This is a genomic window from Kocuria sp. PD6 (genome assembly GCF_031844145.1).
GTDB lineage: Bacteria > Actinomycetota > Actinomycetes > Actinomycetales > Micrococcaceae > Kocuria > Kocuria marina.
This window is the reverse complement of record NZ_JAUZUS010000002.1, coordinates 205,911-229,844: the sequence shown is the minus strand read 5'-3', so window position 1 is coordinate 229,844 and position 23,934 is coordinate 205,911. Positions and strand designations below refer to the sequence as shown.

The 23,934-nt window shown below is 66.1% G+C and carries 21 protein-coding genes and 2 tRNA genes; 14 read left to right on the top strand and 9 right to left on the bottom strand.

The window, feature by feature from the left end:
• The first annotated feature begins 51 nt into the window (after positions 1-51).
• The 3 genes from trxB to Q9R22_RS02565 all read left to right on the top strand — a co-directional run bounded on the left by trxB (position 52) and on the right by Q9R22_RS02565 (position 2,844).
• Positions 52-1,089: a thioredoxin-disulfide reductase gene (trxB, locus tag Q9R22_RS02575; protein ID WP_131333828.1), complete on the top strand. Its 1,038-nt coding sequence runs from the start codon at positions 52-54 to the stop codon at positions 1,087-1,089.
• Positions 1,090-1,177: 88 nt separating this feature from the next.
• The gene (gene trxA, locus Q9R22_RS02570; protein WP_085107233.1) at positions 1,178-1,513 is read left to right on the top strand and encodes a thioredoxin; all 336 of its coding nucleotides are present in this window, start codon (positions 1,178-1,180) and stop codon (positions 1,511-1,513) included.
• A 152-nt stretch (positions 1,514-1,665) separates the two neighbouring features.
• Complete coding sequence (locus tag Q9R22_RS02565) at positions 1,666-2,844, top strand: peptidoglycan-binding protein (RefSeq protein ID WP_311254010.1); 1,179 nt, start codon at positions 1,666-1,668, stop codon at positions 2,842-2,844.
• Between the two features lie 156 nt (positions 2,845-3,000).
• Here the strand turns inward: Q9R22_RS02565 and Q9R22_RS02560 are convergent, their stop codons facing one another.
• The 8 genes from Q9R22_RS02560 to rpmH form a co-directional block, all read right to left on the bottom strand.
• Positions 3,001-4,251, bottom strand: a complete 1,251-nt coding sequence (locus Q9R22_RS02560; RefSeq protein WP_242670706.1) for a ParB/RepB/Spo0J family partition protein — start codon at positions 4,249-4,251, stop codon at positions 3,001-3,003.
• An 824-nt stretch (positions 4,252-5,075) separates the two neighbouring features.
• Positions 5,076-5,936 (bottom strand): ParA family protein, encoded by an 861-nt coding sequence (locus Q9R22_RS02555; protein ID WP_396415660.1) that lies wholly within the window; start codon positions 5,934-5,936, stop codon positions 5,076-5,078.
• 261 nt (positions 5,937-6,197) lie between these two features.
• Positions 6,198-6,788, bottom strand: coding sequence for a 16S rRNA (guanine(527)-N(7))-methyltransferase RsmG (rsmG, locus tag Q9R22_RS02550; protein ID WP_311254041.1), 591 nt, complete (start codon positions 6,786-6,788; stop codon positions 6,198-6,200).
• A 137-nt stretch (positions 6,789-6,925) separates the two neighbouring features.
• The gene (locus Q9R22_RS02545; protein WP_206399046.1) at positions 6,926-7,468 is read right to left on the bottom strand and encodes a R3H domain-containing nucleic acid-binding protein; all 543 of its coding nucleotides are present in this window, start codon (positions 7,466-7,468) and stop codon (positions 6,926-6,928) included.
• A gap of 13 nt (positions 7,469-7,481) precedes the next feature.
• Complete coding sequence (yidC, locus tag Q9R22_RS02540) at positions 7,482-8,462, bottom strand: membrane protein insertase YidC (RefSeq protein WP_311254008.1); 981 nt, start codon at positions 8,460-8,462, stop codon at positions 7,482-7,484.
• Positions 8,459-8,896, bottom strand: a complete 438-nt coding sequence (gene yidD, locus Q9R22_RS02535; protein ID WP_064845486.1) for a membrane protein insertion efficiency factor YidD — start codon at positions 8,894-8,896, stop codon at positions 8,459-8,461. Before yidD ends, yidC begins: the two co-directional genes overlap by 4 nt.
• Positions 8,897-8,963: 67 nt before the next feature.
• The gene (gene rnpA / locus Q9R22_RS02530; RefSeq protein WP_311254007.1) at positions 8,964-9,305 is read right to left on the bottom strand and encodes a ribonuclease P protein component; all 342 of its coding nucleotides are present in this window, start codon (positions 9,303-9,305) and stop codon (positions 8,964-8,966) included.
• Positions 9,306-9,333: 28 nt separating this feature from the next.
• Positions 9,334-9,471, bottom strand: coding sequence for a 50S ribosomal protein L34 (rpmH, locus tag Q9R22_RS02525; RefSeq protein ID WP_035962803.1), 138 nt, complete (start codon positions 9,469-9,471; stop codon positions 9,334-9,336).
• Positions 9,472-9,929: 458 nt separating this feature from the next.
• Here rpmH and dnaA point away from each other — a divergent pair, with 458 nt between their 5' ends.
• The 11 genes from dnaA (at position 9,930) to Q9R22_RS02470 (ending at position 22,735) form a co-directional block, all read left to right on the top strand.
• On the top strand, positions 9,930-11,558 hold the full coding sequence (dnaA, locus tag Q9R22_RS02520; protein WP_131332065.1) for a chromosomal replication initiator protein DnaA: 1,629 nt from the start codon (positions 9,930-9,932) through the stop codon (positions 11,556-11,558).
• 599 nt (positions 11,559-12,157) lie between these two features.
• A complete protein-coding gene (dnaN, locus tag Q9R22_RS02515; protein ID WP_064845488.1) occupies positions 12,158-13,282 on the top strand; it encodes a DNA polymerase III subunit beta in 1,125 nt (374 codons plus the stop codon).
• A gap of 4 nt (positions 13,283-13,286) precedes the next feature.
• Positions 13,287-14,534 carry a DNA replication/repair protein RecF gene (gene recF / locus Q9R22_RS02510; RefSeq protein ID WP_131332066.1) on the top strand — a complete coding sequence of 416 codons (1,248 nt, stop codon included), beginning with the start codon at positions 13,287-13,289 and terminating at the stop codon, positions 14,532-14,534.
• A complete protein-coding gene (locus tag Q9R22_RS02505) occupies positions 14,531-15,124 on the top strand; it encodes a DUF721 domain-containing protein (RefSeq protein ID WP_064845489.1) in 594 nt (197 codons plus the stop codon). Before recF ends, Q9R22_RS02505 begins: the two co-directional genes overlap by 4 nt.
• A gap of 239 nt (positions 15,125-15,363) precedes the next feature.
• A complete protein-coding gene (gene gyrB / locus Q9R22_RS02500) occupies positions 15,364-17,433 on the top strand; it encodes a DNA topoisomerase (ATP-hydrolyzing) subunit B (RefSeq protein WP_131332067.1) in 2,070 nt (689 codons plus the stop codon).
• 74 nt (positions 17,434-17,507) lie between these two features.
• A complete protein-coding gene (gyrA, locus tag Q9R22_RS02495) occupies positions 17,508-20,234 on the top strand; it encodes a DNA gyrase subunit A (RefSeq protein ID WP_131332068.1) in 2,727 nt (908 codons plus the stop codon).
• Positions 20,231-20,713 carry a DUF3566 domain-containing protein gene (locus Q9R22_RS02490; RefSeq protein ID WP_035962792.1) on the top strand — a complete coding sequence of 161 codons (483 nt, stop codon included), beginning with the start codon at positions 20,231-20,233 and terminating at the stop codon, positions 20,711-20,713. The genes gyrA and Q9R22_RS02490 overlap by 4 nt, the downstream gene beginning before the upstream one ends.
• Before the next feature lie 92 nt (positions 20,714-20,805).
• Positions 20,806-20,879: transfer RNA gene (locus Q9R22_RS02485), tRNA-Ile, on the top strand.
• 49 nt (positions 20,880-20,928) lie between these two features.
• Positions 20,929-21,051, top strand: a complete 123-nt coding sequence (locus Q9R22_RS02480) for a hypothetical protein (protein ID WP_255359867.1) — start codon at positions 20,929-20,931, stop codon at positions 21,049-21,051.
• Positions 21,052-21,104: 53 nt separating this feature from the next.
• A tRNA-Ala gene (locus tag Q9R22_RS02475) sits at positions 21,105-21,177 on the top strand.
• A gap of 262 nt (positions 21,178-21,439) precedes the next feature.
• Complete coding sequence (locus Q9R22_RS02470; protein ID WP_131332069.1) at positions 21,440-22,735, top strand: Nramp family divalent metal transporter; 1,296 nt, start codon at positions 21,440-21,442, stop codon at positions 22,733-22,735.
• 158 nt (positions 22,736-22,893) lie between these two features.
• Here the strand turns inward: Q9R22_RS02470 and Q9R22_RS02465 are convergent, their stop codons facing one another.
• Positions 22,894-23,799: a hypothetical protein gene (locus tag Q9R22_RS02465; RefSeq protein ID WP_131332070.1), complete on the bottom strand. Its 906-nt coding sequence runs from the start codon at positions 23,797-23,799 to the stop codon at positions 22,894-22,896.
• Positions 23,800-23,934: the final 135 nt, after the last annotated feature.

Here is a 23,934-nt window from a genome sequence, read left to right as displayed (position 1 = left end):
GGTGTAGTTGACATCCGCACACGCGGTGACTCGTGGAAAGGTTTCGTACCAGTGAGCAATCAGCCCGGCATTTTCGCGAATGCTGTGAACCTCAAGGTCGGCGGCGCGGCGGAGGCCTCCGCTGCGTCTGAGGACGCCCGCACCACCTCCGCGGACGACGCCGTTCACGACGTCGTCATCGTGGGTTCCGGTCCCGCGGGGTACACCGCCGCCATCTATACGGCGCGCGCAAACCTCAACCCCGTGGTGCTGGCCGGGTCCGTGACCGCCGGTGGTGAACTCATGAACACCACGGACGTGGAGAACTACCCGGGGTTCATCGACGGCATCATGGGCCCAGACCTGATGAACAACATGCAGCAGCAGGCCGAGCGCTTCGGGGCGGACATCCGCTACGAGGACGTCGTCTCCGCGGAACTCGACGGAGAGATCAAGACCGTGACCATGGAGGACGGGACCGTGCTGCGCGCCCGCGCGGTCATCATCTCCACCGGTTCCGAGTACCGCAAGCTCGGTCTCGAGGACGAGGAACGGCTCTCCGGCCACGGTGTGTCGTGGTGTGCCACGTGCGACGGGTTCTTCTTCAAGAAGCAGAACATCGCGGTGGTGGGCGGCGGTGACTCCGCGATCGAGGAGGCCACGTTCCTGACCAAGTTCGCGGACAAGGTGACCCTGATCCACCGCCGGGACCGGTTCCGTGCGTCCGAGATCATGCAGCAGCGCGCGTTCGACGACCCCAAGATCGAGATCCTCTGGAACACCAAGGTCACGGGGATCCAGGGCGCGGACAAGGTGGAGTCCCTGGCCCTGGAGGACACCGTCACGGGTGAGGCCTCTGAGCTGGCCGTGACCGGTCTGTTCGTGGCCATCGGCTCGGACCCCCGCGTAGGACTCGTGAAGGATCAGCTCGAGTTGACGGTGGACAACACGATCGCCGTGGACGGTCGCAGCTCCACGACCTCGCTGGCCGGTGTCTTCGCCGCCGGCGACGTTGTGGACGCGACCTACCGCCAGGCGATCACCGCCGCGGGCTCGGGCTGTGTTGCCGCGGTGGACGTGGAGCACTACCTCGCGGCCCTCGACAGCTGATCCGAACCCACCCGACAACCCACTCCAGCCCGGAACCGCCGGAACGATTCGGCGACCGAGCGGGGAAACCCATCGAAAGGAACCACACATGAGCTCTGCAAAGGACGTCACCGACGCCAACTTCAAGGCCGAGGTGCTCGAGAACTCCAAGCCCACCATCGTGGACTTCTGGGCCGAGTGGTGCGGTCCGTGCCGCCAACTCGGACCCGTCCTGGACGCGATCGCCGCGGAGCACGCGGATCACGTGGACGTGGTGAAGGTCAACGTGGACGACAACCCCGCGATCGCCTCCCAGTACGGCATCACGTCGATCCCCGCGGTGTACCTCTTCGCGAACGGCGAGGTCGCCAAGACCTCGATCGGTGCCAAGCCCAAGTCCGCGCTCGAGAAGGAGTTCGGGGACTACCTCAACCCCTCCGCGTGACACATCCGACCCGGGCCCGCATCACTTACGTGTGCGGGCCCGGGTTTTCTCGAACCCAATTGCAGTGTGCGAACCACACCGTGGGAGTGGCTCGCCGACCCCAGGGAGACCACGTGCCGCAATCCACCCCCGGAGCCGCGCTCAGACACGGTATGACCGACCGCCGCATCACGGGTCTCAGGGAACGCCTCGTCAGGGCAGGGGGCGAAGACCTACCCCTGGCCGGCGACAGCGTGCCGGACCCCACGATCTTCGATGACCGTGTGGACCACGCCGTGCGGGTGTTCCAGCAGCGCAAGGGGCTCATTGTGGACGGCGTGGTCGGTCCGGAGACCGAGGCAGCACTCAACGACGCTCAGTACAGGCTGGGTGACCGTCCACTGTTCTTCGACGAGGTGGCCCCGTTGCACGGCGACGACGTCGAGGAGCTGCAGGACAACCTTTCGCTGTTGGGTTTCTACTACGGGCACCTGGATGCGGTGTTCAACCGCCAGACCGAGTACGCCGTGAAGGAACTCCAACACAGCCTGGGTGTCCCGAGTGACGGCACCGTGGGTCTCGATACCCTCTCCGGACTGGCTCGCGTGCGCAAGAAGATCACCTCGGCCAAGGCCTTCTCCCTACGAGATCACCACCGGCTGGAGAGCCTCCAGGAGGCCCTCCGTGATCGCCTGGTGCTCCTGGTGCCCTCCGGTGCCGGTCCTCAGGTGTCCCCAGCTGGGGCCCCGGATTCGTTCGCCGCGGATCAGGATGCTATCACCCTCGACGTCGCGCAGCGCACCCGCGACCTTCTCCGCGCGGTAGGCGCCAAGCCCGTGATCGCAGCAGCCCAAGCCGCCGGCGCTTCAACGTCAAGTGCTGGACCGGAGGACTCGGACGGGAGCGTCCCAGAGGTCCCCGAGGTCCTCCCCGACGACGCCCTTGTGCTCACTCTGCAGTGTGATTGGAACTCCTCGCCCCTGGCCCAGGGTGTGGCCACCTTCTTCTGGGGTGCACCGGATACGCGTCAGGCGTACTCCCCCGTGGGTCAGCTCGCGTCGGACATGATCCTGCGTGAGCTGGTGGCCCGCACGGGTGCCCTGGACCTGGGGAGCCATGCGCGGCAGTGGAGCGCACTCCGTGAGGTCCGCACCGCGGCGGCGTGGGTCGATCTGGGATACCTTTCGAACGAGGATGAGGCCTCCCGACTGCGGAGCGGTGAGTACCGCGCCCGTTTGGCGGAGGCGCTTCTGTGTGGCCTCCAGCGCGTCCTGGCGTCCACTCCGGAACCCACCGCCACGGGAACCATGAGCCTGACCGACATCCAGGACTATTACCGTAGGGACGGCTGAACGCACCTCATCATGGGGCGATGGCGATTCGTTGGAGACAAGGCTGATCGCCTTGCTGCTGACACTCGATCGCCCGGCTGATCTGTTGAGGTGATGGAATAAGGGCCGCGATGTTTCACGTGAAACATCGCGGCCCTTATTCGTGGGTGCGAAAGCTCAGTTCGCGTCCAGCTTGGGGTCCAGCACGTCGATGATGCGGTTGAGGTCCTCGACCGATGCGAACTCGATCGTCATTTTGCCCTTGCGCGCACCGAGCTGGATCTTCACGCTCGTGTCCAACTTGTCGGAGAAGGCATCTGCGATGTAACCCAGTCGGTCATCGTGGCGGGTTGCGGGGGTCTTCCGCTTGGTCGAGTGTCGCTTGAGACCGTCGGAGAGGGCGACGAGCTCCTCGGTGGCGCGCACTGACAGCCCCTCCGCCACGATCCGCTGGGCGGCCCGCTCCATCTCGGCGGGATCCGTCAGCGCCAACAGTGCACGCGCATGTCCCGAGCTCAGTACCCCCGCGGCCACGCGACGCTGCACGAGCGCCGGGAGTCGGAGGAGGCGCAGGGTGTTGGAGATCTGCGGCCGGGAGCGTCCGATCCGTTCCGAGAGCTGCTCCTGAGTGGCCCCGAACTCCTCCATGAGCTGCTGGTACGCGGCGGCTTCTTCAAGGGGGTTGAGCTGAGCCCGGTGCAGGTTTTCCAGCAGGGCGTCCCGCAGAAGATCATCGTCCGCTGTATCCCGGATGATGGCCGGGATGACGGCCAGACCGGCCTCCTGAACGGCTCGCCAACGCCGTTCGCCCATGACGAGCTCGTACTGCTGCTCTCCCCCCTCATGACTGGGACGCACGACGATGGGCTGCAGGACACCGAGTTCCTTCACCGAGAAGGCGAGCTCGGCGAGCTCGTCCTCATCGAAGTTCTGGCGCGGCTGTTTGCGGTTGGGGTGGATGTCCGTGACCGAGATCTCCGCGAAGGTGGCTCCGGGGACGCTCTGCAGGTCTTCCTGGGCAGAGTGTTCGAGAGGCACGACCCCCCGCTGTGACGCGGTGACATCCGCCGTGGGGATATGCTCTCCGACGGTGTCCGCAGCGCCATCGGCGGAGACGGAAGGAGGCGCTATGTTCCGCGTGGTAGAAGATTGGGCCGATGTTTCACGTGAAACGTCGGCAGAGCCGGATTTTACCTTCTGGTTCCCCTGACCGGCATTCATGGGTGTATTGCTCACGGTCTCCTGGTGCGTCCCATCCGCTGTACTCGAGGAGGTCACCTCTCCGGACCGCGAAGAGTCACGGATTTCGTCGGCACGCGAAAAGTCGTCAGCGTTTTCCGCATCAGTTTCTTCGTCACCACTCGATGGCAGGAAGAACATGTCCACCGGGCGGCGCACATTCGTTGTACTGCGTAGGGCCTGGCCCATGTCCCTCCGGGTCCGTGGTGACTTGCTTCCACGTGATGCCGGAGCCTTCGGGGAATCGGATGTTTCACGTGAAACATCGTCGGAGCGTGACCCGGCGGCATTGGCGTCGTTTTTGGTCGTACTCACCTGCGTCTTAGACTTGGCCGCGTCCGGCCTAGTGCCCGCACCCTTTTCGGAGCCCGCTTCCCCCGTTTTAGTCGATCGCGACGACCGACGCACTGAGGTTCCAATTCTATTGCCGTCACCGGTCGGGCCGGCTTTCTTACCAGCTGCCTCAGCGTCGGCGCCTGATGCCTCGGTCTTGTTGCTCTTCGTCGCGGTCTTCTTGGGGGTTGCCGTCGCCCGTGGAGTTGCCTCCTGGCGATCCTCGTCGGCAGACTTCAAGGCGGGGGTGGCCCGTACCCCCTTGGCAGTACCTGCTATACGAGACGAGCTCCGACCGGGGGTCTCCGTCGCGCCGCTTCGAGAGGACTGCTTGCCACTACTTGCGGTCTCCCCAGGGTCGACCGCCGGCGGTGTCGTTTGCTCCTGGGCGTCCCCGCTGGGGATGAGAGCGCCTAAACCGCGCCCGAGACCACGACGTCGTTCTGCCACGATGAATTCCTCCCGGTGGTGATGGTGTATCCATCGTAGTCAAGAACGGATCGTTCATATGACCCATTCACCGGCGGTAACCGCGCGCCTGACATCAGATTGCCCCGATGTTTCACGTGAAACATCCGGGTCATGATGGAAAGATCTATTAGCGCAGCGTTTTGCGACCTGGCGCCCGCCAGCTCCAACTACGCAGACAGGGGCTGCATTGTTCGCGGTATCGGAGATGCCTACTCGGCCGCACCGGATCCGCGGCTGGCCAGTTCCGCCGCAGCCTCCAGGTACGACAGCGCTCCGGTGGAACTGGGGTCGTAGGTGATGACGCTCTGCTGATAACTCGGTGCCTCCGAGACACGAACCGACCGCGGGATCATGGTCTCCATGACCTCCCGGGGGAAGTGCTGCCGGACTTCGTCGGCCACCTGCGACGCCAGGTTCGTCCGCCCGTCGTACATCGTCAGCAGGATGGAGGACACCACGAGATTCGGATTCAAGTGCTTCTGGATCATGGCGATGTTGTTGAGCAGCTGGCTCAGCCCTTCGAGCGCGTAGTACTCGCACTGGATGGGGATCAGTACCTCCGTCGCCGCGACGAACGCGTTGATCGTGAGCAGACCGAGACTGGGCGGGCAGTCGATGAACACGTAGTCGAGGCGGGGGAGCCCTTGCTCCTCGCGCGACGTCGCGTATTCCGCCAGAGCCCGCTGCAATCGCTGTTCACGAGCCACCACGGACACGAGCTCGATCTCGGCACCGGCAAGGTCGATGGTCGCCGGGAGGACCCACAGGTTGGACACCTCGGGGGACTCCTTGACCACCTCGGCCACCGGCACCTCGTCGATGAGCACGTCATAGACGGAGTCCGCATCCACACCGTGGGGAATCCCGAGTGCGGTGGACGCGTTGCCCTGCGGATCGTTGTCCACGACCATCACGTTCTGGCCCTGCTGCGCGAGCGCCACGGCCAGGTTGACCGACGTACTGGTCTTCCCCACACCACCTTTCTGATTGCTGATGGTGATGTAGCGCGTGCTCTCGGGGCGGTCCAGGTGCACGTTTTTGAGCTTGGCACGGCGCTTGTTCTCTTCCACGAGTTTCCTCCCCAGGGCGGTATCCGCCACCGCGTCTTGTGCCGTGACTCCTGCCTGACCGTTTGTTTCACGTGAAACATGGCGTCCGCGATCAGGAACAACTCTTTTTGTTTGCGAAATTGGATCAGGCGGCGGTCCGAAGTCGTGTCCACGGGTACGTCCTGCGGTGGGCCGTTCCGGCTCGGTCATCGACTGTCCCTTCCGTGACTGGTGCGGTGCTCCTAATAGCTTATCGACAAGGCCGCACCGGCAACGACGGAGTCACAACACGAGCCGAACCACCGTGGTGGGTTCCTCCAGGAGGTCCTCGCCCACGGTCACGACCTCCGAGGACCGGACCCCGAAACGATTGAACTTCTTACTCGCCTTGCGCAGCTCGTCCTGGGCGGAGCGTCCCTTGAGCGCGAGCAGCTCACCGGAACCCTTCAACAGCGGCAGGGTGATGTCCACCAAACCGATGAGCGCGGAGACGGCTCGGGCCGTGACCACATCCACCGGGCCCACCTGGTTCTTCGCCTGTTCGGCGCGCGCCCGCAGCACACGGACGTTGTCCAGGCCGAGATCCGCCACGATCTCCTCGAGCCACGCGACACGGCGCTCCAGCGGCTCGATCAACGTGATGGACAGATCGGGCCGGGCGATCGCGAGGCACAGGCCGGGAAGGCCGGCCCCCGAGCCCACGTCCGCGACGTGAGCGTTCCGCGCGATCAGGCTCTCCACCACCGCGCAGTTGAGTACGTGACGTTCCCACAATCGCGGGGCCTCACGGGGACCGATCAGTCCACGGACGATGCCCGAGGACGCCAGGTGCTCCGTGTAGCGCCGCGCCAGGTCGAGGCGGTCACCGAAGATCGTGCGCGCCGCGGCCTCGTGCTCACCGAGCTCAGGGGCTGGCTGGGGCTCGGGAGCGGGACGCGACGCGCCCTCGGCGCCCGACCCGTTCGTATCCTGCCCGGACGCGGCGGGGTGCGGGGTGGAACGCGACACGGTCACTGAGCCGCCGAGACCACGATGTGGCGCCCGGCGCCGTCGCCCTCGGACTCCGAGACCAGACCGGCGTCCGCGACGGCGTCGTGGACGATCTTGCGCTCGTACGGGGATAGCGGGGGCAGGTGCACGCTGCCGCCCTCGGACTCGACCTTGGCCACGGCGTCCTGCGCCATCTCGCGCAGCTCCGAGGCTCTCTCGTCACGGTGCCCCGCGATGTCCAAGATCAACCGGCTGCGCCGCTGCGTGGCGCTGAGGACACACAGCCGCGCGAGTTCCTGCAGCGCCTCGACCGTCTCGCCGTTCTCGCCCACGAGCTCTCGCAGAGGGGAGTCGTCACCGTCCTCCGCGACCACGGAGACGTACGTGCGGCCGTCCCGGACCTCGATGTCGATGTCGCCGTCGATGTCCGCGGTGTCGAGGAGCTCCTCGATGTAGTCCGCGGCGATCTCACCCTCCTCCTCGAGGGGGGAGAGCTCGGAGGTCTGCGCGTCGGAGGACGCGTCCTGCGAGGGCAGCTGCTGCTGTTCGTCGATGTCGTTCATCGGGTGCGACCTCTCAGCCGTTCTTCTTAGCCTGTTGCTTCTGGCGCTTCTTGGACACGGGCTGCTGACGCTGGCCCGCCGCCGCGCGTTCACGCTGCTCCTCGAGCTTCTCCTCGTGTTCCTTCTTGGTCATGCCCACCGGGGGCAGACCCTTGGCCGCACGGCGTTCGTTGAGTTCACGCTCCGCCTGGGACCCCTTGGTGGGGTTGTTGCGGATGACCCACCACTGCTGGCCCATGGACCACAGGTTCGAGACTGTCCAGTAGATGAGCACACCCAGCGGGAAGTTGATGCCACCGATCGCGAAGATGAGCGGGAACAGGTAGAGCATCATCTGCTGCTGGCGGTACATGGGCGATTCCTTGGCGGCATCGCTCATGTTGCGCGCGGTCAGCTGCTTCTGCGTGATGAACTGCGTGGCACACATGGCCACGATCATGACGATCGCCAGCACGATGGTGGCCGTGTGGTTGCCCGTACCCGGCTGCATCAGGGTGGAGAACAGGGGAGCGCCGAAGATCGTGGAGTCGTTGAACTGGTGGACCAGCTGCGGCGTGAGGACGTGGATGGACTCGTTGTTCTGGGCGGCCTGCGGGACCGAACGCAGCACCTGGAACAGCGCGAAGAAGATGGGCATCTGCACGATGATCGGCAGGCACGCCGCGAACGGGTTGGAACCGTGTTCCTTGTACAGGGCCATCTGCTCCTCGGCCATGGCCTGGCGGGAGAGCTGGTCCTTCTTGCCCTTGTACTTGGCCTGCAGCTTGGCCATCTCCGGTTGCAGTTCCTGCATGCCGCGCATGGACTTGATCTGCTTGAGGAACAGCGGGATGGTCAGTGTACGCATGACCAGGGTCAGGCCCACGATGCACAGCACCCAGGTGACACCGGAGGCCGGATCCATCCCGAGGGTGGTGAACAGTTCGTGGAACACCCACAGCACGGCGGAGACGATCCACCTGAAGGGGAAGAGAATGATGTCGAAGAAGTTCATCGAGCGTTGGCTCCTTGAGCCGCGTGGTCGTCACGGGCCGGGCAGTCGTGCACGTGGTCGCGCACGAGGGTCGGGTGGTTGAGCAGAACGATTTTGGGGGTCGAGGCCACGGAGGGGAACTCCCGACCGCCGCTCGGGACTCTATCGATCCCGCCGGCCGCCCACGGGTGGCAGCGCAGCAGACGTCTGACGCTCAGTCCCAGTCCGCGCACCGCGCCGTGCACGGTGAACGCCTCCAGCGCGTATGCGGAACAGGAGGGGAAATACCGGCACACGTCTCCGTACAGTGGGGAGACGATCGTGCGGTAGAGCTTGAGCAGGGCGATGCAAAGATTCTGCGGAAGATGCTTCATGGTGCGCACGAGGCCACCGCCGGGGTTGTATTCGTGCGGCGCGCGCGCGAGGAGTTGCTCGGGAGACGGACGTGATGTCACGTGCGGGCCTCCTTCTCGACTCTGTACAAGCAACGTTACGGCATCCGCCGCGTACGCAACGGGGAGGTCATCGCGCCTTGCGCAGCGCGGCGTGCAGGGCGTCGTGGTAGTCACGCCCCAGTTCGTCCCACCCTGCCGCGGCGGCCGCGGGCAAAGCACGGACGACGACGTCGAGCCCGGCCGGGTGTTCGCGGACGGTCACGGCAGCGAGTTCACGCAGGCGGCGCTTAACCTTGTTCCTGACCACGGCGTTGCCCACCGCCTTGGAGACGATGAACCCCACGCGGGACGCCTGCTCCGTGGTGCTTCGCACGGATACGACGACGTTCCGGCGGCCACTGCGGGCGCCGGAACGTACGGTGTCTGAGAACTGCGCCGAGGTCCGCATCCGATGCCTGGTGGGCAGCACGATGCGAACCTCGCGAGTTGACGATGAGTTAGGCCGACAGGCTGGCGCGGCCCTTGCTGCGGCGGGCACCGATGATGGCGCGGCCGGCACGGGTGCGCATGCGAGCACGGAAGCCGTGCTTGCGAGAGCGGCGGCGGTTGTTGGGCTGGAAAGTCCGCTTGGGCATTAGTCACTCCACGAGGTTGGACAACGGCGCGCCAACTGCGACGGATCACAGGGGACGCACGCGGTACGTATTTGGGGGCATGCGGACGCGCAGAAATCGCAATCCTACACGCACAAGACTGATTCACAGTAGTCAAAAGGGCCACACCGGTCAAATTGCCGCACACTACGATCGGCGGTCCGGTGGGTTGCCAGACGGGCGGCCGCGTCCCTCCACAAGTGTGTACACCGCCTCCCGGGAGCATGTGGAAAAGCGCCGGATCACACCCCGCCGGAGCGAGTTATCCCCAGGTGGGAACTACACAGTTGTAGTTCTGTGCACCGGCTCCAACGGGCTATGACGAGCCCGGAACCATGCTCTAGGCTGAGGTTTGCGGCCGCCCCCACGAGGTTATCCACCGCTGTGTACAAGTCTGTGGAAAACTGGGGCTTCCCCGTATCTCACGTCAGGAGTCGTTCATGCAGCAGGACAACAGGGCTTTGCTCGAGCAATGGGCAGAGTGCGTCCGCGTCATGAACGAGAACCCGCGGGTCACGGGACGGGCACGCGGGACCATCGCGGTGTGTGAACCCCGCGGCCTGATGGGCACCACGCTGCTGATCGCGGTCCCGAGTGAGGCCACGCGGGAATTCCTGCAGAACCGCCCCATGTCCGAGATCCTGGACGAGAGCGTGGGCCGGGTCCTGGGAGCGGACACGCTCGTGGCATTCGTCGTGGACCCCGAGCTCGAGGTCCAGCCGCCCACCACGCGCGCCGCGACCGACGCGCGGTCCTCCGACCGCACCATCCCCTCGCTCAACGAGCTCGAAGCCGAACGTACGCCCGGGTCCTTCCAGCCCGCTCCCGGCCGCGATGCGCCGTCGGGCGAGAGCGTCCCGCGCTCCCCGGCCGGCCTGGCAACCACCGAGCCCGGCGACGGCGCCGGCGAGTACGACGATCTGCCCCCGCGCCGCCTACCCGAAGCCGCGCCCCCGGTGCCGCAACAGCGCGAGGTGCTCAGCACCGGCAACGGTTCGGACACCAGCCCGGCGGATTCGGAATGGGACAGTTCCGCCCGACTGAACCCCAAGTACGTCTTCGACTCCTTCGTGATCGGCCAGTCGAACCGGTTCGCCCACGCCGCAGCCTTCGCGGTCGCAGAGACCCCCGCCAAGGCATATAACCCGCTGTTCATCTACGGGGATTCGGGTCTCGGCAAGACCCACCTGCTGCACGCGATCGGGCACTACGCCAAGCGGCTCTACCCCAAACTGCGCGTACGGTACGTGAACTCGGAGGAGTTCACCAACGACTTCATCAACTCCATCCGCGACGACGAGGGCTCGTCCTTCAAGGGCATCTACCGCAACGTGGACCTGCTGCTGATCGATGACATCCAGTTCCTCGCGGGCAAGGAGCACACGCAGGAGGAGTTCTTCCACACCTTCAACGCGCTGCACAATCACGAGAAGCAGATCGTGATCACCTCGGACATGCCGCCCAAACAGCTCACGGGCTTCGCCGAGCGGATGCGCTCCCGCTTCGAGTGGGGACTGATCACGGACGTGCAGCCGCCCGAGCTCGAGACCCGGATCGCGATCCTGCGTAAGAAGGCGATCAGCGAGGGGATGGACGCCCCGGACGATGTCATGGAGTACATCGCCTCCCACATCTCCACCAACATCCGCGAACTGGAAGGGGCGTTGATCCGGGTCACGGCCTTCGCGTCCCTCAACAAGCAACCGGTGGATCTCCCGCTCGCAGAGCTCGTGCTGAAGGATCTGATCACCGACGACGGGGGACAGGAGATCACCGCGGCCTCGATCCTGGGACAGACCGCCGCGTTCTTCAACATCACCCTGGACGAGCTGAAGTCCAAGTCCCGCACGCGCACCCTGGTGACCGCGCGCCAGATCGGCATGTACCTGTTGCGGGAACTCACGGACATGTCCCTGCCCAAGATCGGTCAGGAACTGGGCGGGCGGGACCACACCACGGTCATGCACGCGGACCGTAAGATCCGCACGCTCATGGCCGAACGCCGACAGATCTTCGATCAGGTCACGGAGCTGACCAACCGGATCAAACAACAATCGCGCGAGGGCTAAGACCCGCCCCGATCACGCGACACCCGGAGACGGGCCCTCGGAACACGGTTCCGGGGGCCCGTTCTTCTTGTGATTCGTCCACAGGCCGAGCCTGCAGATCCACTGCTTTCGCCGCCCACGGTGCACAGGAAAATTCGGGGGTGTGGACGCGCTGTGCACAGTCCTGTTCAGCGCCGTGTGGAAAAATCTGTGGACAACGCAGAACAGGTGGTGGACAACCGCCGCGTACCGGTGGGCGAGCCTGTGGAATCCGCGGAATCACGCGGAAGTTGTGCACTCGGCACGCACAAGGCAATCCACAATCGTCCACACCGGATCAACACCCTCGAACCGCAGGATTCCTGAGGAACAGGCAGTTATCCACAGAGTCCACAGGGGTTATTAACACTTCTACCCCTTAAGAAAAGATCGACCGAATAACAAAAATCCGGTTCTTCCCGGCCGAACGGGTCCCCGGGATCTCTGTAATTACAAGAATCCAGGAACCGCCACGGGCGGATCCTGTCCGAACCTGACGATCCGGGGGTTCGGATGACGTCCCCGCAGCCGGATACCATGCAGACAAAACACTTCGGTTCCGAACCAAAGAGGGGCACCCCGTGAAGTTCTCGGTCGAGCGCGACGTACTGGCTGAAGCAGTCACCTGGACTGCCCGTTCGCTGTCACCGCGGCCTCCCGTCCCCCTGTTGTCCGGACTGCTCATCAAGGCGGAGAACGGTTCGCTGTCCATCGCAAGCTTCGACTACGAGATCTCCGCGCGCCTGACCATCAGCGCGGACGTCCTCGAGGAGGGCACCACCCTGGTCTCCGGTCGTCTGCTCGCGGACATCTGCCGCTCGCTGCCCTCCGCTCCCGTGCAGCTCGAGGCCGACGGCGGCAAGGTCACCCTCACGTGCCGTTCCGCCAAATTCAACCTCGCGGCCATGCCCGTGGACGACTACCCCCAGCTGCCCGGACTGCCGGACCTGTCCGGCGTCGTGGCCGGGGACGAGTTCGCGCACGCCGTGGCACAGGTCAACATCGCGGCGTCCAAGGACGACACCCTGCCGATCCTCACGGGTATCCGCATGGAGATCGAGGGCGAGAAGATGACCCTGCTGGCCACCGACCGCTACCGGCTGGCCATGCGGGAACTGACCTGGCGGCCCTCCGATCCCACGATCTCCACGGCGGCCCTGATCAAGGCCAAGACGCTCAACGACATCGCCAAGACCCTGGGATCCTCCGGGGACGTGAACATCGCGCTCGCTCAGAACACGGAACTCGTGGGATTCGAATCCGGCGGACGACGCACCACGAGCCTGCTGATCGACGGCGAGTACCCCAAGATCCGCTCGCTGTTCCCGGATCACACACCGATCACCGCCGTGGTGAAGACCTCGGAACTCGTGGAAGCGGTGCGCCGCGTGTCCCTCGTAGCCGAACGCAACACCCCCGTGCGGCTCGCGTTCAGCGAGTCCCGGGTCGCGCTCGACGCGGGAACCGGGGAGGACGCCCAAGCGTCCGAAATTCTGGACGCCCAGCTCAACGGGGACGACATCACCGTGGCCTTCAACCCCACCTACCTCTCCGAGGGACTGCACGCGTTCGACTCCGACTACGTCCGGTTCTCGTTCACGGCCCCTCCGAAGCCGGCCGTGCTCTCGGCCCAGAGCGAGCCCGACGGCGAGGACAGCGTGGACTACAAGTACCTGCTCATGCCGGTGCGTCTGCCCAACCAGTGATCGTGTGTTCGTAGACCACCTGTCGCTCGCCAACTTCCGGACCTACCCCGGTCTGGACCTCCCACTTGCCCCGGGTCTCACGGTGTTCGTGGGACCCAACGGTGTGGGCAAGACCAACATCGTGGAGGCGATCGACTGGGCCGCGACCCTGGGCTCCCACCGCGTCTCGGGCAACGGACCGCTCATCACCACGGGATCGGACCAGGCGATCATCCGGGTACGCGTCAACCGCGGGGGACAGCGCACGGTCCTCGAGTACGAACTCAACGCCGCGCGGGCCAATCGCGTGCGGATCAACCGGGCGGCCCCGGTCCGCGCCCGTGAGGCCCTGGGGACCCTGCACACCGTGTTGTTCTCCCCGGAGGACCTGACCCTGGTCAAGGGGGATCCGTCCCACCGGCGGCGGTTCCTGGACGATCTCGCCACGGCCATGCGGCCGGTGCTCGGTGCCGCGCGCTCGGACTACGACCGGGCGCTGAAGCAGCGCAACGCCCTGCTGAAATCGGCGCGGCGCTCCCGGGGGTTCTCGGACTCGGATCGTGCGACGCTCGCGGTGTGGAACGACCAGCTCGCGCGCGCCGGCGCGGCCGTGATGGGTGCGCGGTTGCAGTTGCTCAAGGCTTTGGATCCCGAGGTGGACCGGGCATACCAACAGCTCACGGACGGACCCAAGCACGTGTCCCTGGGCTACGAGAGCTCGTCCGTGGCACCCGGTGCCGATCAGGAAGCGCTCGAACACTTCTCGGTCACGGACCTCTACGAGCTCATGATGAATGCTTTCGAGCGCATGGCACGTCATGAGCGGGATCGCGGGATCACCCTGGTGGGACCGCATCGGGACGACCTCGTGATCCGGCTGGGCGACACCCCCGCCAGGGGCTACGCGTCTCACGGGGAGACCTGGTCCACGGCCCTGGCCCTCCGCCTGGGCTCGTGGTATGTCCACCTCGCCGACGATCCGGCCCGGGGTTCGGCGCCCGTGCTGATCCTGGACGACGTGTTCGCGGAACTGGACGCGCGCCGTCGACGCCGCCTGGCCGAGCTCGTGCGGCAGGCCGAGCAGGTGCTCGTGACCGCCGCGGTGGACGAGGACCTACCCGCGGCGCTGCTCGAGGACTCGCCCACGGTGATCGAGGTGGAGCCGGGGGCGGTATGGAACCGCGCAGCGTCGTCGGCCGAGCCCGAGCCCGAGTCCGGACCCGAGCCCGGGTCCGGCGGGAACCAGAACGCTCCCCAGGCGGAGCAGCCGTGAGCGAGCCCGTGCATCGCGACGTCGTGGACGCGGCGGCCGTGGCCCTGCAACGGGCCCGGAAGGCCGCCCGCGACCGCGGGGACACGCCCCTGTCCAAGGCGGCCGCGGCCAAGAACATGCGCGCCTTCGGCACGGCCATGGAGGAGGGAACGGGCTCCCCGGCATTGCGCGCGCGGGACCGCTACGGCGTGGATCCGCGGCAGCTCGGGGGCTTCTCGGGACCGGGGCGTTCCGCGCGGGACCCCCGAGCGCTGTCCACCGTGGTGGACGCGCTGATGACCCACAGGGGCTGGAAGACGCCCGTGAACGTGAGCAGTGTGCTCGCGGACTGGCCGTCCCTCGTGGGTGCGCGCAACGCTGAGCACACGTGGCCCGAGAGTTTCGAGGACACCGTGGTGCGCGTGCGCTGCGACTCCACGGCCTACGCGACCCAGCTGCGGTTGATCCAACCCCAGATCATCAGGAAGTTCTCGGACAAGCTGGGGGAGGGGATCGTCACGCGGCTCGAGATCCACGGTCCCGTGGGGCCGAGCTGGAAACGGGGGCGCTGGTCGGTGCAGGGCAGGGGGCCGCGGGACACCTACGGGTGAGCTGAAATCGTCAAAAACGCGCCAGAAGCGCGCGAGGCGCACCGCACCCCGAAAATGGGTCCACCCAGCGCGGCGGGGCTCCGGGGCGTCTGCGGGCCGTCCAGCGCTTCATGCGGTAGAATGGGAAGCCAAAGATCTTTCCGTCCCGCCAGCCGATGAGCCGCGAGCCGTCTCATCGGCTGTATTCATATGGGTCGGGTGATGATCGCCATCGATTACGCAGGAGGACCGGAGACCCCGTGGCTACAGAGGATCCCCTACAGCACGAGTACGGAGCGAGCGACATCACCGTTCTGGAAGGCCTCGAGGCGGTCAGGAAGCGCCCGGGGATGTACATCGGTTCCACTGGCCCCCGCGGCCTGCACCACCTGGTCTACGAGGTGGTCGACAACTCGGTGGACGAGGCGCTCGCGGGGTACTGCGACCACATCGAGGTGACCCTCCAGTCGGACGGCGGCGTGCGCGTGAGCGACAACGGCCGCGGCATCCCGGTGGACATGCACCCCACGGAGGGCAAGCCCACCGTGGAGGTCGTGATGACCATCCTGCACGCCGGTGGCAAGTTCGGCGGCGGTGGCTACGCCGTGTCCGGCGGTCTGCACGGCGTGGGCATCTCGGTGGTCAACGCCCTGTCCCGGCGTGTGGACACCGAAGTCCGTCGGCAGGGCTACGTCTGGCGGATGAGCTTCGCGAACGGCGGCCACCCCCAGGGTGAGCTCGCACGCGGCGAGCAGACGGACGAGACCGGGACCACCCAGGTCTTCTACCCGGACCCCGAGATCTTCGAGACCGTGGACTTCGATTTTGAGACCCTGCGGGCGCGGTTCCAGCAGATGGCGTTCCTCAACAAGGGTCTGCGGATCACGCTCACGGACGAGCGCGTCACGGACGAGACCGGCGAGGAGATCGCGGGGGAGTCCCCCGTGGACGCCTCCGGTCCGGTCGAGGGACAGGACGGAGGGACGGCCGGCGCGGACGACGCCGCTGTCCACGCCCACGCGGGCGCCCGCCGGGTGGTCTACTGCTACGAGCACGGGTTGCTGGACTACGTCACGTTCCTGAATTCGGCCAAGAAGGTCGATCTGATCCACGACGACGTCATCTCGCTCGAGGTGGACGACCCGGACAAGAAGATGTCCCTGGAGCTGGCCATGCAGTGGACCACGGCGTTCAACGAGTCCGTGCACACGTACGCCAACACCATCAACACCCATGAGGGCGGCACCCACGAGGAGGGCTTCCGCACCGCGCTGACCACGCTCATCAACCGCTACGCGCGGGAGAACAGGCTGCTGCGCGACAAGGACGACAACCTCACGGGCGAGGACGTGCGCGAGGGGCTCACCGCGGTGATCTCGATCAAGCTCGCGGAACCCCAGTTCGAGGGGCAGACCAAGACCAAGCTAGGCAACTCGGAGGCCAAGACCTTCGTTCAGCGCGAGATGTTCGACCTGTTCGGGGCGTGGTTGGAGCGCAACCCCAACCCGGCCAAGGACATCATTCGCAAGGCGATCTACGCGTCCCAGGCGCGGTTGGCCGCGCGTAAGGCACGCGAGACCACACGACGCAAGGGCTTGCTGGAGTCCGGGGGCATGCCGGGCAAGCTCAAGGACTGCTCGTCCAAGGACCCCACGGTCTCCGAGATCTACATCGTGGAGGGTGACTCCGCGGGCGGTTCCGCCGTGCAGGGCCGCGATCCCGCGCACCAGGCGATCCTGCCGCTGCGCGGGAAGATCCTCAACGTGGAGCGGGCCCGGTTGGACCGGGCGCTGTCCAACGCGGAAGTGCAGTCCATGATCACAGCCTTCGGCGCGGGGATCGGTGACGACTTCGACATCGAGAAGGCCCGCTACCACAAGATCGTGCTCATGGCGGACGCGGACGTGGACGGTCAGCACATCACCACCCTGCTGCTCACGCTGCTGTTCCGGTTCATGCGTCCGCTCATCGAGCACGGGTACGTGTACCTCGCGCAGCCGCCGCTGTATCGCATCAAGTGGTCCAACGCGCCGCACGACTACGTGTTCTCGGACGCGGAGCGCGATGCCGCCCTGGCCAAGGGTCTCGCGGAGAACCGCCGGCTGCCCAAGGACAACGGCATCCAGCGCTACAAGGGTCTGGGCGAGATGGACTACACCGAGCTGTGGGAGACCACCATGGACCCGGAGCACCGCACGCTGCTGCAGGTCACCATGGACGACGCCGCCGCGGCGGACCAGGTGTTCTCGGTCCTCATGGGCGAGGACGTGGAGTCCCGCCGCGAGTTCATCCAGCAGAACGCGAAGGACATCCGCTTCCTGGACATCTGATCATGTGACGCCCGGAATATTCCGGCGCGAGTATGAACGATGATCCCGGGAACGAGAGAAGGAAACAGCAACCCATGAGTGACGAGACGCAGGACGGCAACGGCCCCGTGGACCCGCAGGGCGCACCCGAGGCCGGCGACGGCGTCGTGACCGACGAGGTGGCGATCACGGGCGACCGCGTGGAGCAGATCGATCTCCAGACGGAGATGCAGCGCTCCTACCTGGACTACGCCATGGCGGTGATTGTGGGGCGCGCGCTGCCGGACGTGCGGGACGGTCTCAAGCCCGTGCACCGGCGGGTGCTCTACACAATGTACGACGGCGGTTACCGCCCCGATCGTTCGTTCAACAAGTGCGCGCGCGTGGTGGGCGACGTGATGGGCAACTACCACCCGCACGGTGACTCCGCGATCTACGACGCCCTGGTGCGACTGATCCAGGACTGGATCATGCGCTACCCGCTCGCGCTGGGGCAGGGCAACTTCGGTTCCCCCGGTAACGACGGCGCTGCGGCCCCCCGGTACACCGAGACCAAGATGGCGCCTCTGGCCATGGAGATGGTCCAGGGCATCCACGAGGACACCGTGGACTTCCAGGACAACTACGACGGCAAGCAGCAGGAACCCGTGGTGCTGCCCGCGCGGTTCCCCAACCTGCTGGTCAATGGCTCCTCCGGCATCGCGGTGGGCATGGCCACCAACATCCCCCCGCACAACCTGCGCGAGGTCGCGGACGGCGTGCAGTGGTACCTCAAGAACCCGCACGTGGACCGCGAGACCCTGCTCGAAGAACTCATCAAGCGAATCAAGGGTCCGGACTTCCCCTCCGGGGCGCAGATCCTCGGCCACAAGGGCATCGAACAGGCCTACCGCACCGGTCGTGGTTCCATCACGCAGCGCGCGGTGGTCAGTGTGGAGGAGATCCACAACCGCACGTGCCTCGTGGTCACGGAGCTGCCGTACCAGGTCAACCCGGACAACCTGGCCATCAAGATCGCGGACCTCGTCAAGGAAGGGCGGGTCCAGGGCATCGCCGACATGCGCGACGAGACCTCGGGGCGCACGGGTCAGCGGTTGGTGATCGTGCTCAAGCGGGACGCCGTACCCAAGGTCGTGCTCAACAACCTCTACAAGCACACGCAGTTGCAGGAGAACTTCTCCGCGAACATGCTCGCGCTCGTGGACGGGGTGCCCCGGACGCTCTCCCTGGACGCGTTCGTGCACCACTGGGTCACCCACCAGATGGAAGTCATCGTCCGGCGCACCACGTACCGCCTCAAGCAGGCGCAGGAGGAAGCGCACATCCTGATCGGCCTGCTCAAGGCCCTGGACGCCCTGGACGAGGTCATCGCCCTGATCCGGCGCTCGCCCACCGTGGAGCAGGCACGCACCGGGCTTATGGAGCTGCTCGAGATCGACGAGGCCCAGGCCCAGGCGATCCTCAACATGCAGTTGCGCCGCCTGGCCGCGCTCGAACGGCAGAAGATCCAGGACCGGCACGCCGAGCTGCAGCGGTTGATCGCCGAGTACGAGTCGATCATCGCGTCCGAGGAGCGTCAGCGCGAGATTATCTCGGAGGAACTGCAGGGCATCGTGGACCACTACGGTGACGACCGCCGCACCGAGGTGCTCTACGGCTTCGACGGGGACGTCTCCATGGAGGACCTCATCCCGCAGGAGCAGGTGGTCGTGACCATCACGCGCGACGGCTATGTCAAGCGAACCCGCGCGGACGAGTACCGCGCTCAGCACCGAGGTGGCCGCGGCATCAAGGGCGCGCAGTTGCGCGGCGACGACGTCGTGGAGCACTTCTTCGTGACGAGCACCCACAACTGGATCCTGTTCTTCACGACCCTCGGGCGCGTCTACCGCGTCAAAGCCTACGAGTTCGTGGAGGCCGGCCGGGACGCCAAGGGCCAGCACGTGGCCAACCTCATGGAGTTCCAGCCCGAGGAACGCATCGCCCAGGTCATGGAGCTGCACTCCTACCAGGACGCCCCGTACCTCGTGCTCGCGACCCGCAACGGGTTGATCAAGAAGTCGCGGCTCACGGACTACGACACCAATCGTTCCGCAGGCGTGATCGCGATCAACCTGCGCGAGAACGACGAGTTGGTCTCGGCCATGCTCGTGAACACCGACGACGACGTCATGCTGATCTCGCGCCTGGGCCAGTCCCTGCGGTTCACCGCTGACGACGACGCCCTGCGCCCCATGGGTCGCGCGACCTCCGGTGTCACGGGCATGAAGTTCCGCCCCGGGGACGAGTTGCTCTCCGCCAACGTGGTCAGCGACGACTCCTACGTGTTCGTGGTGACCGAGGGCGGCTACGCCAAGCGCACGAGCGTCCAGGAGTACCGCGTGCAGGGCCGTGGTGGCCTGGGCATCAAGGTTGCCAAACTCGCCGAGGTCCGCGGTGGCCAGGTGGGCGGGCTGATCGTGGGCGAGAACGACGAGGTGCTCGTGGTCATGGAGAGCGGCAAGGTCGTGCGCTCCAACGTGAGCGAGGTCCCCGCCCGCGGCCGTGACACGATGGGTGTGATCTTCGCCAAGCCGGGTCCCAACGACGCCATCGTGGGGGTCGCCCGCAACGCCGAGCGGGAGATCGAGAAGGAGGTCGCGGAGGAGGATGCCGCCGAGGCCACCGGGCCGAGCGACGTCGCCCCCGGCTCCACGACGGACTCCCCCGAAGCCACGACCGCGGACGTCCCCGCGGGCCAGGACGGTGCCGACGCCGCTGCGCCGGTCGGTGACGACGATGCAGTAGCGTTGGAGCACAACGACAACGGAGGTGACGCATGAGCGCGAGCTCAGCCTCGAAGGCGGGCCAGCCCGTGAAGACTTCTTCCCCCCAGAAGCCGTCCCCGCAGAGCGCCAAGAGCTCCGGCAAGGGACTCGTGCGACCCGCCCCCCGGGCCAAGGTGCGCCGCGCACGGCTCGTGGTGTCCAAGGTGGACACGTGGTCCGTGCTCAAGCTGGCCTTCCTGCTCTCCGTGGCGCTCGGGATCATCACGGTCGTGGCGTCCCTGGTGCTGTGGATCGTGCTGAGCCTCACCGGGTTGTTCGACGGCATCAACGAACTGCTGTCCATGCTCGGCGGCAGCGCCGGGGGAGCGGACATCAAGCGGTTCCTCTCGCTCGGCAACGTGGCCCTGTTCGCCACGATCATCTCCGTGGTCAACGTCATCCTGCTGACCGTGCTGTCTGTGCTCGGGGCGCTCGTGTACAACATCGCGGCGTCCCTGATCGGTGGCATCGGGGTGACCCTGACCGACGACTGATCCCGCGGTCCGCCCGATTTTGTGCGGCGGATGAAACTCCGGTAAAGTCTTGGCGTGGCCGATCAGAGGACAATTCTGGCGGTGCACGCTGAGGGCGTATAGCTCAGACGGTTAGAGCGCTTCGCTGATAACGAAGAGGTCCCAGGTTCAATTCCTGGTACGCCCACCCATCGAATTCCCGCCAACCACGAGATGATCTCGTTCGGAGGGTCCCCATGAAGGCACGAATCGCAGCCCTGGCCGCACTGGCCGGCTTGTCCGTGGCAGCCTTCAAGTCTTGGCGCGAGGCGGAAGCCAAACGAGAGGCGTGGAATTCGGCCGTGGACCCCGTGGACTGACCGTCCCGGTACCGCGATCCGCGTTCTGCAGGATCAGCACCACAATTGAACACGGGGCCTTAGCTCAGTTGGTAGAGCGCCGCCTTTGCAAGGCGGATGTCAGGAGTTCGAATCTCCTAGGCTCCACACCCGAGAACCCCCGGGGACCGCAGCGCCGGTCCCCGGGGGTTCCTTCGTGCCGGGCCTGTTCCTGGTCCGTGCTCATCCGCTCTCATCCGGTTCGTCCTGGCCCGGTTCCTCCTGTCCCCGGCCTGGCGTGCGCGTCCCCGGTCCTCGGCGGGGACACACCAGCCATACTTCGCCACCGAAGGAGTGTGGCGCACCCGGCGTGAAAGACTGCATGAGCACAACTGTGACCTGATTCATGCCCGAAGTGTGGAGCCCCCCGATGCGCGACAAGACCCTGCTGCAACCCCTTCCGTCCATCGACCCCGATGAGTCGTTGGAGAAGGTCAAACGGTGGCAGCTGATCGGTCCCGGTCTCGTGGTGGCGGCCACGGGCGTGGGTGCCGCGGACATGGTGGCCACGCTGACCGCCGGCTCCCGCTACGGCTACACCCTGTTGTGGGCGGTCATCGCGGGCACGATCATGAAGATTGTGCTCGTGGAGGGCGCCGGTCGGTACTCGCTCGCGAGCGGGCGCACCATTTTCGAGGGTTGGCGCTCCCTGGGCCGGTGGACGTCCTGGTACTTCGGTCCGTACATCCTGATCTGGGGATTCGTGTACGGCGCCACGGCCATGTCCTCCTCCGCCCTGCCGCTCGCCGCGCTGTTCCCCATCCTGCCCCTATGGGCGTGGGCCATCCTCATGGGCCTGATCGGGTTCGTGATCGTGTGGGCGGGGCGCTACGCGGTGATCGAGAAGATCACCGCGGCCATGGTGGGGATCATGTTCCTGGTCATGGTGGGGCTCGCGATCATCACCCTGCCCAACATCCCTCAGATGCTTACCGGGCTGATCCCCGTGATCCCGCAGGGCGGTGTGGTGTACACGCTCGCGTTGGCCGGCGGCGTGGGCGGCACGATCACCCTCGCGGCTTACGGTTACTGGCTGCGGGAGAAGGGCTGGCACCAACCGCGGTGGATGCGCGTGATGCAGCTCGACAACACCGTGGCCTACACCGTGACCGGTATCTTCGTGCTCGCGATGCTCGTGGTGGGTGCCGAGGTCCTCTACTCCGCCGGCTACGCCATCAGCGCCGGGGACAAGGGCCTGCTGGATCTGGACCGGGTGCTGCGCGACCGCTACGGGGACGTCATCGGCATCGCGTTCCTCGTGGGGTTCTGGGCGGCCTCGTTCTCCTCCGTGGTGGGTGTGTGGTCCGGGGTGTCCCTCATGTTCGCGGACTACTGGGGCAACATCCGCAAGAAGCCCAGCGGCCACCCGGACACCCGCAACGGCGGGAAGTACTTCAAGTTCTACCTGCTGTGGCTCACGTTCCCGCCCATGCTCCTGCTCCTGTTGGACCGGCCCGTGTTCCTCATCCTGCTCTACGGCGTGCTCGGGGCGCTGTTCATGCCGTTCCTGGCGGTCACGCTGCTGGGACTGCTCAACACGTCCCGCACGCCCAAGCGCTGGCGCAACGGTGTGTTCACCAATGCGGTCCTAGTGGTCTGCGCCGTGCTGTTCATCATCCTGGGCGTCTACCAGATGTGGGACACGGTCTCCGACATCTTCTCCTGAGTCCCACCGCACGGGGCCGAGGGTCTCCCTGCACGGCCCGTGCGCTCGCCACGCACGGGTTCGTGTGTTCATTCCGGTACGACGACGGCGCCACACCCCCGAAGGGATGCGGCGCCGTCGTCGTGCGGGTCACGCGCGGTCGACGCGCGAGAACCGGCTCAGTGCTTGGGATCGCCCGGGTTGTGCTTGGAGCGGTTGTCCGGGGTGCCCATGTCGTCCGTCTTGGAGCCCTTGATCTGCTCCTTGACCTCGTTCACGGTCTGCTTGGCGTCCTCGGCCACGGACTTCACGCTGTCCGAGGCGCGGTGGGCGGCCTGGGACGCGGTGCCCGCCTTCTGGGCGGAGGAGGTGGGGTCCTTGACGTCGTCCACCTTCACACCGGTGCCGGCGGCGACCGTGGAGTTCGTGTTGACCGGGGAAGCCGATACACGCGGGGAGGCCGTGACGGGGGTCTTCCAGGGGTCCTGCACCGGGCGGGACGCGCGCCACGCGGCCACACCGGCCACGCCACCGGCGGCGAGGAGACCGAGGAGCAGCAGACCCTTGTGGCCACCCTGGGCCTTCTTCTGCTGCTTGGCGTATTCCTTGGCCGAGTTCTTCGCGGCCTTCTGGATGCGCTTGACGGTCTTCTTGTCACCGGTCAGCTTGGCCACGAGGGCGTCGAACTGGTCCGAGGTGTCCGCGTGGGCGACCTTGGAGGCCAGCGCGGCCACGGCACCGGAGTACTTGTCCTGCGCCATGGCACGGCCCTCGGCGGTCTTTTTGGCGGCCTTCGCGGCCAGGGGGGCGGCGGCAGCGGCACCGGCGGTCTTGGCCTTCTCGCCGCGGTGCTTGATGTCCTCACCGAGGTTCTGCGCCTTGCCCAGACCGTCCTGGACGTAGGGGCCCGTGGCCTCCACACCGCTCGCGAGGGCGGACGCACCCGCCTGCACGCCGTGCTGCAACTTCTCCCCGAGCTCACCGATCTCGCTGGAGAGCCAGTCCCCAGCGCTGACGACCTTGGACTCGGCGTTCTTCCGGGCGTGCTCGGTCTGCTTCTGGGCCTTGCTCTTGAACAAGCTCATTGTGTGTCCCTCCTACAGTGGTGACCGTAAAATCTCCACCTTCAGCATACGGTCTGACAACCCCGGGATTCCCGGGGAAAAGTGACACCCCAGCCCTTTTCACTGTGCGCTGAACACCTCGGGAGCGTTCTGTCG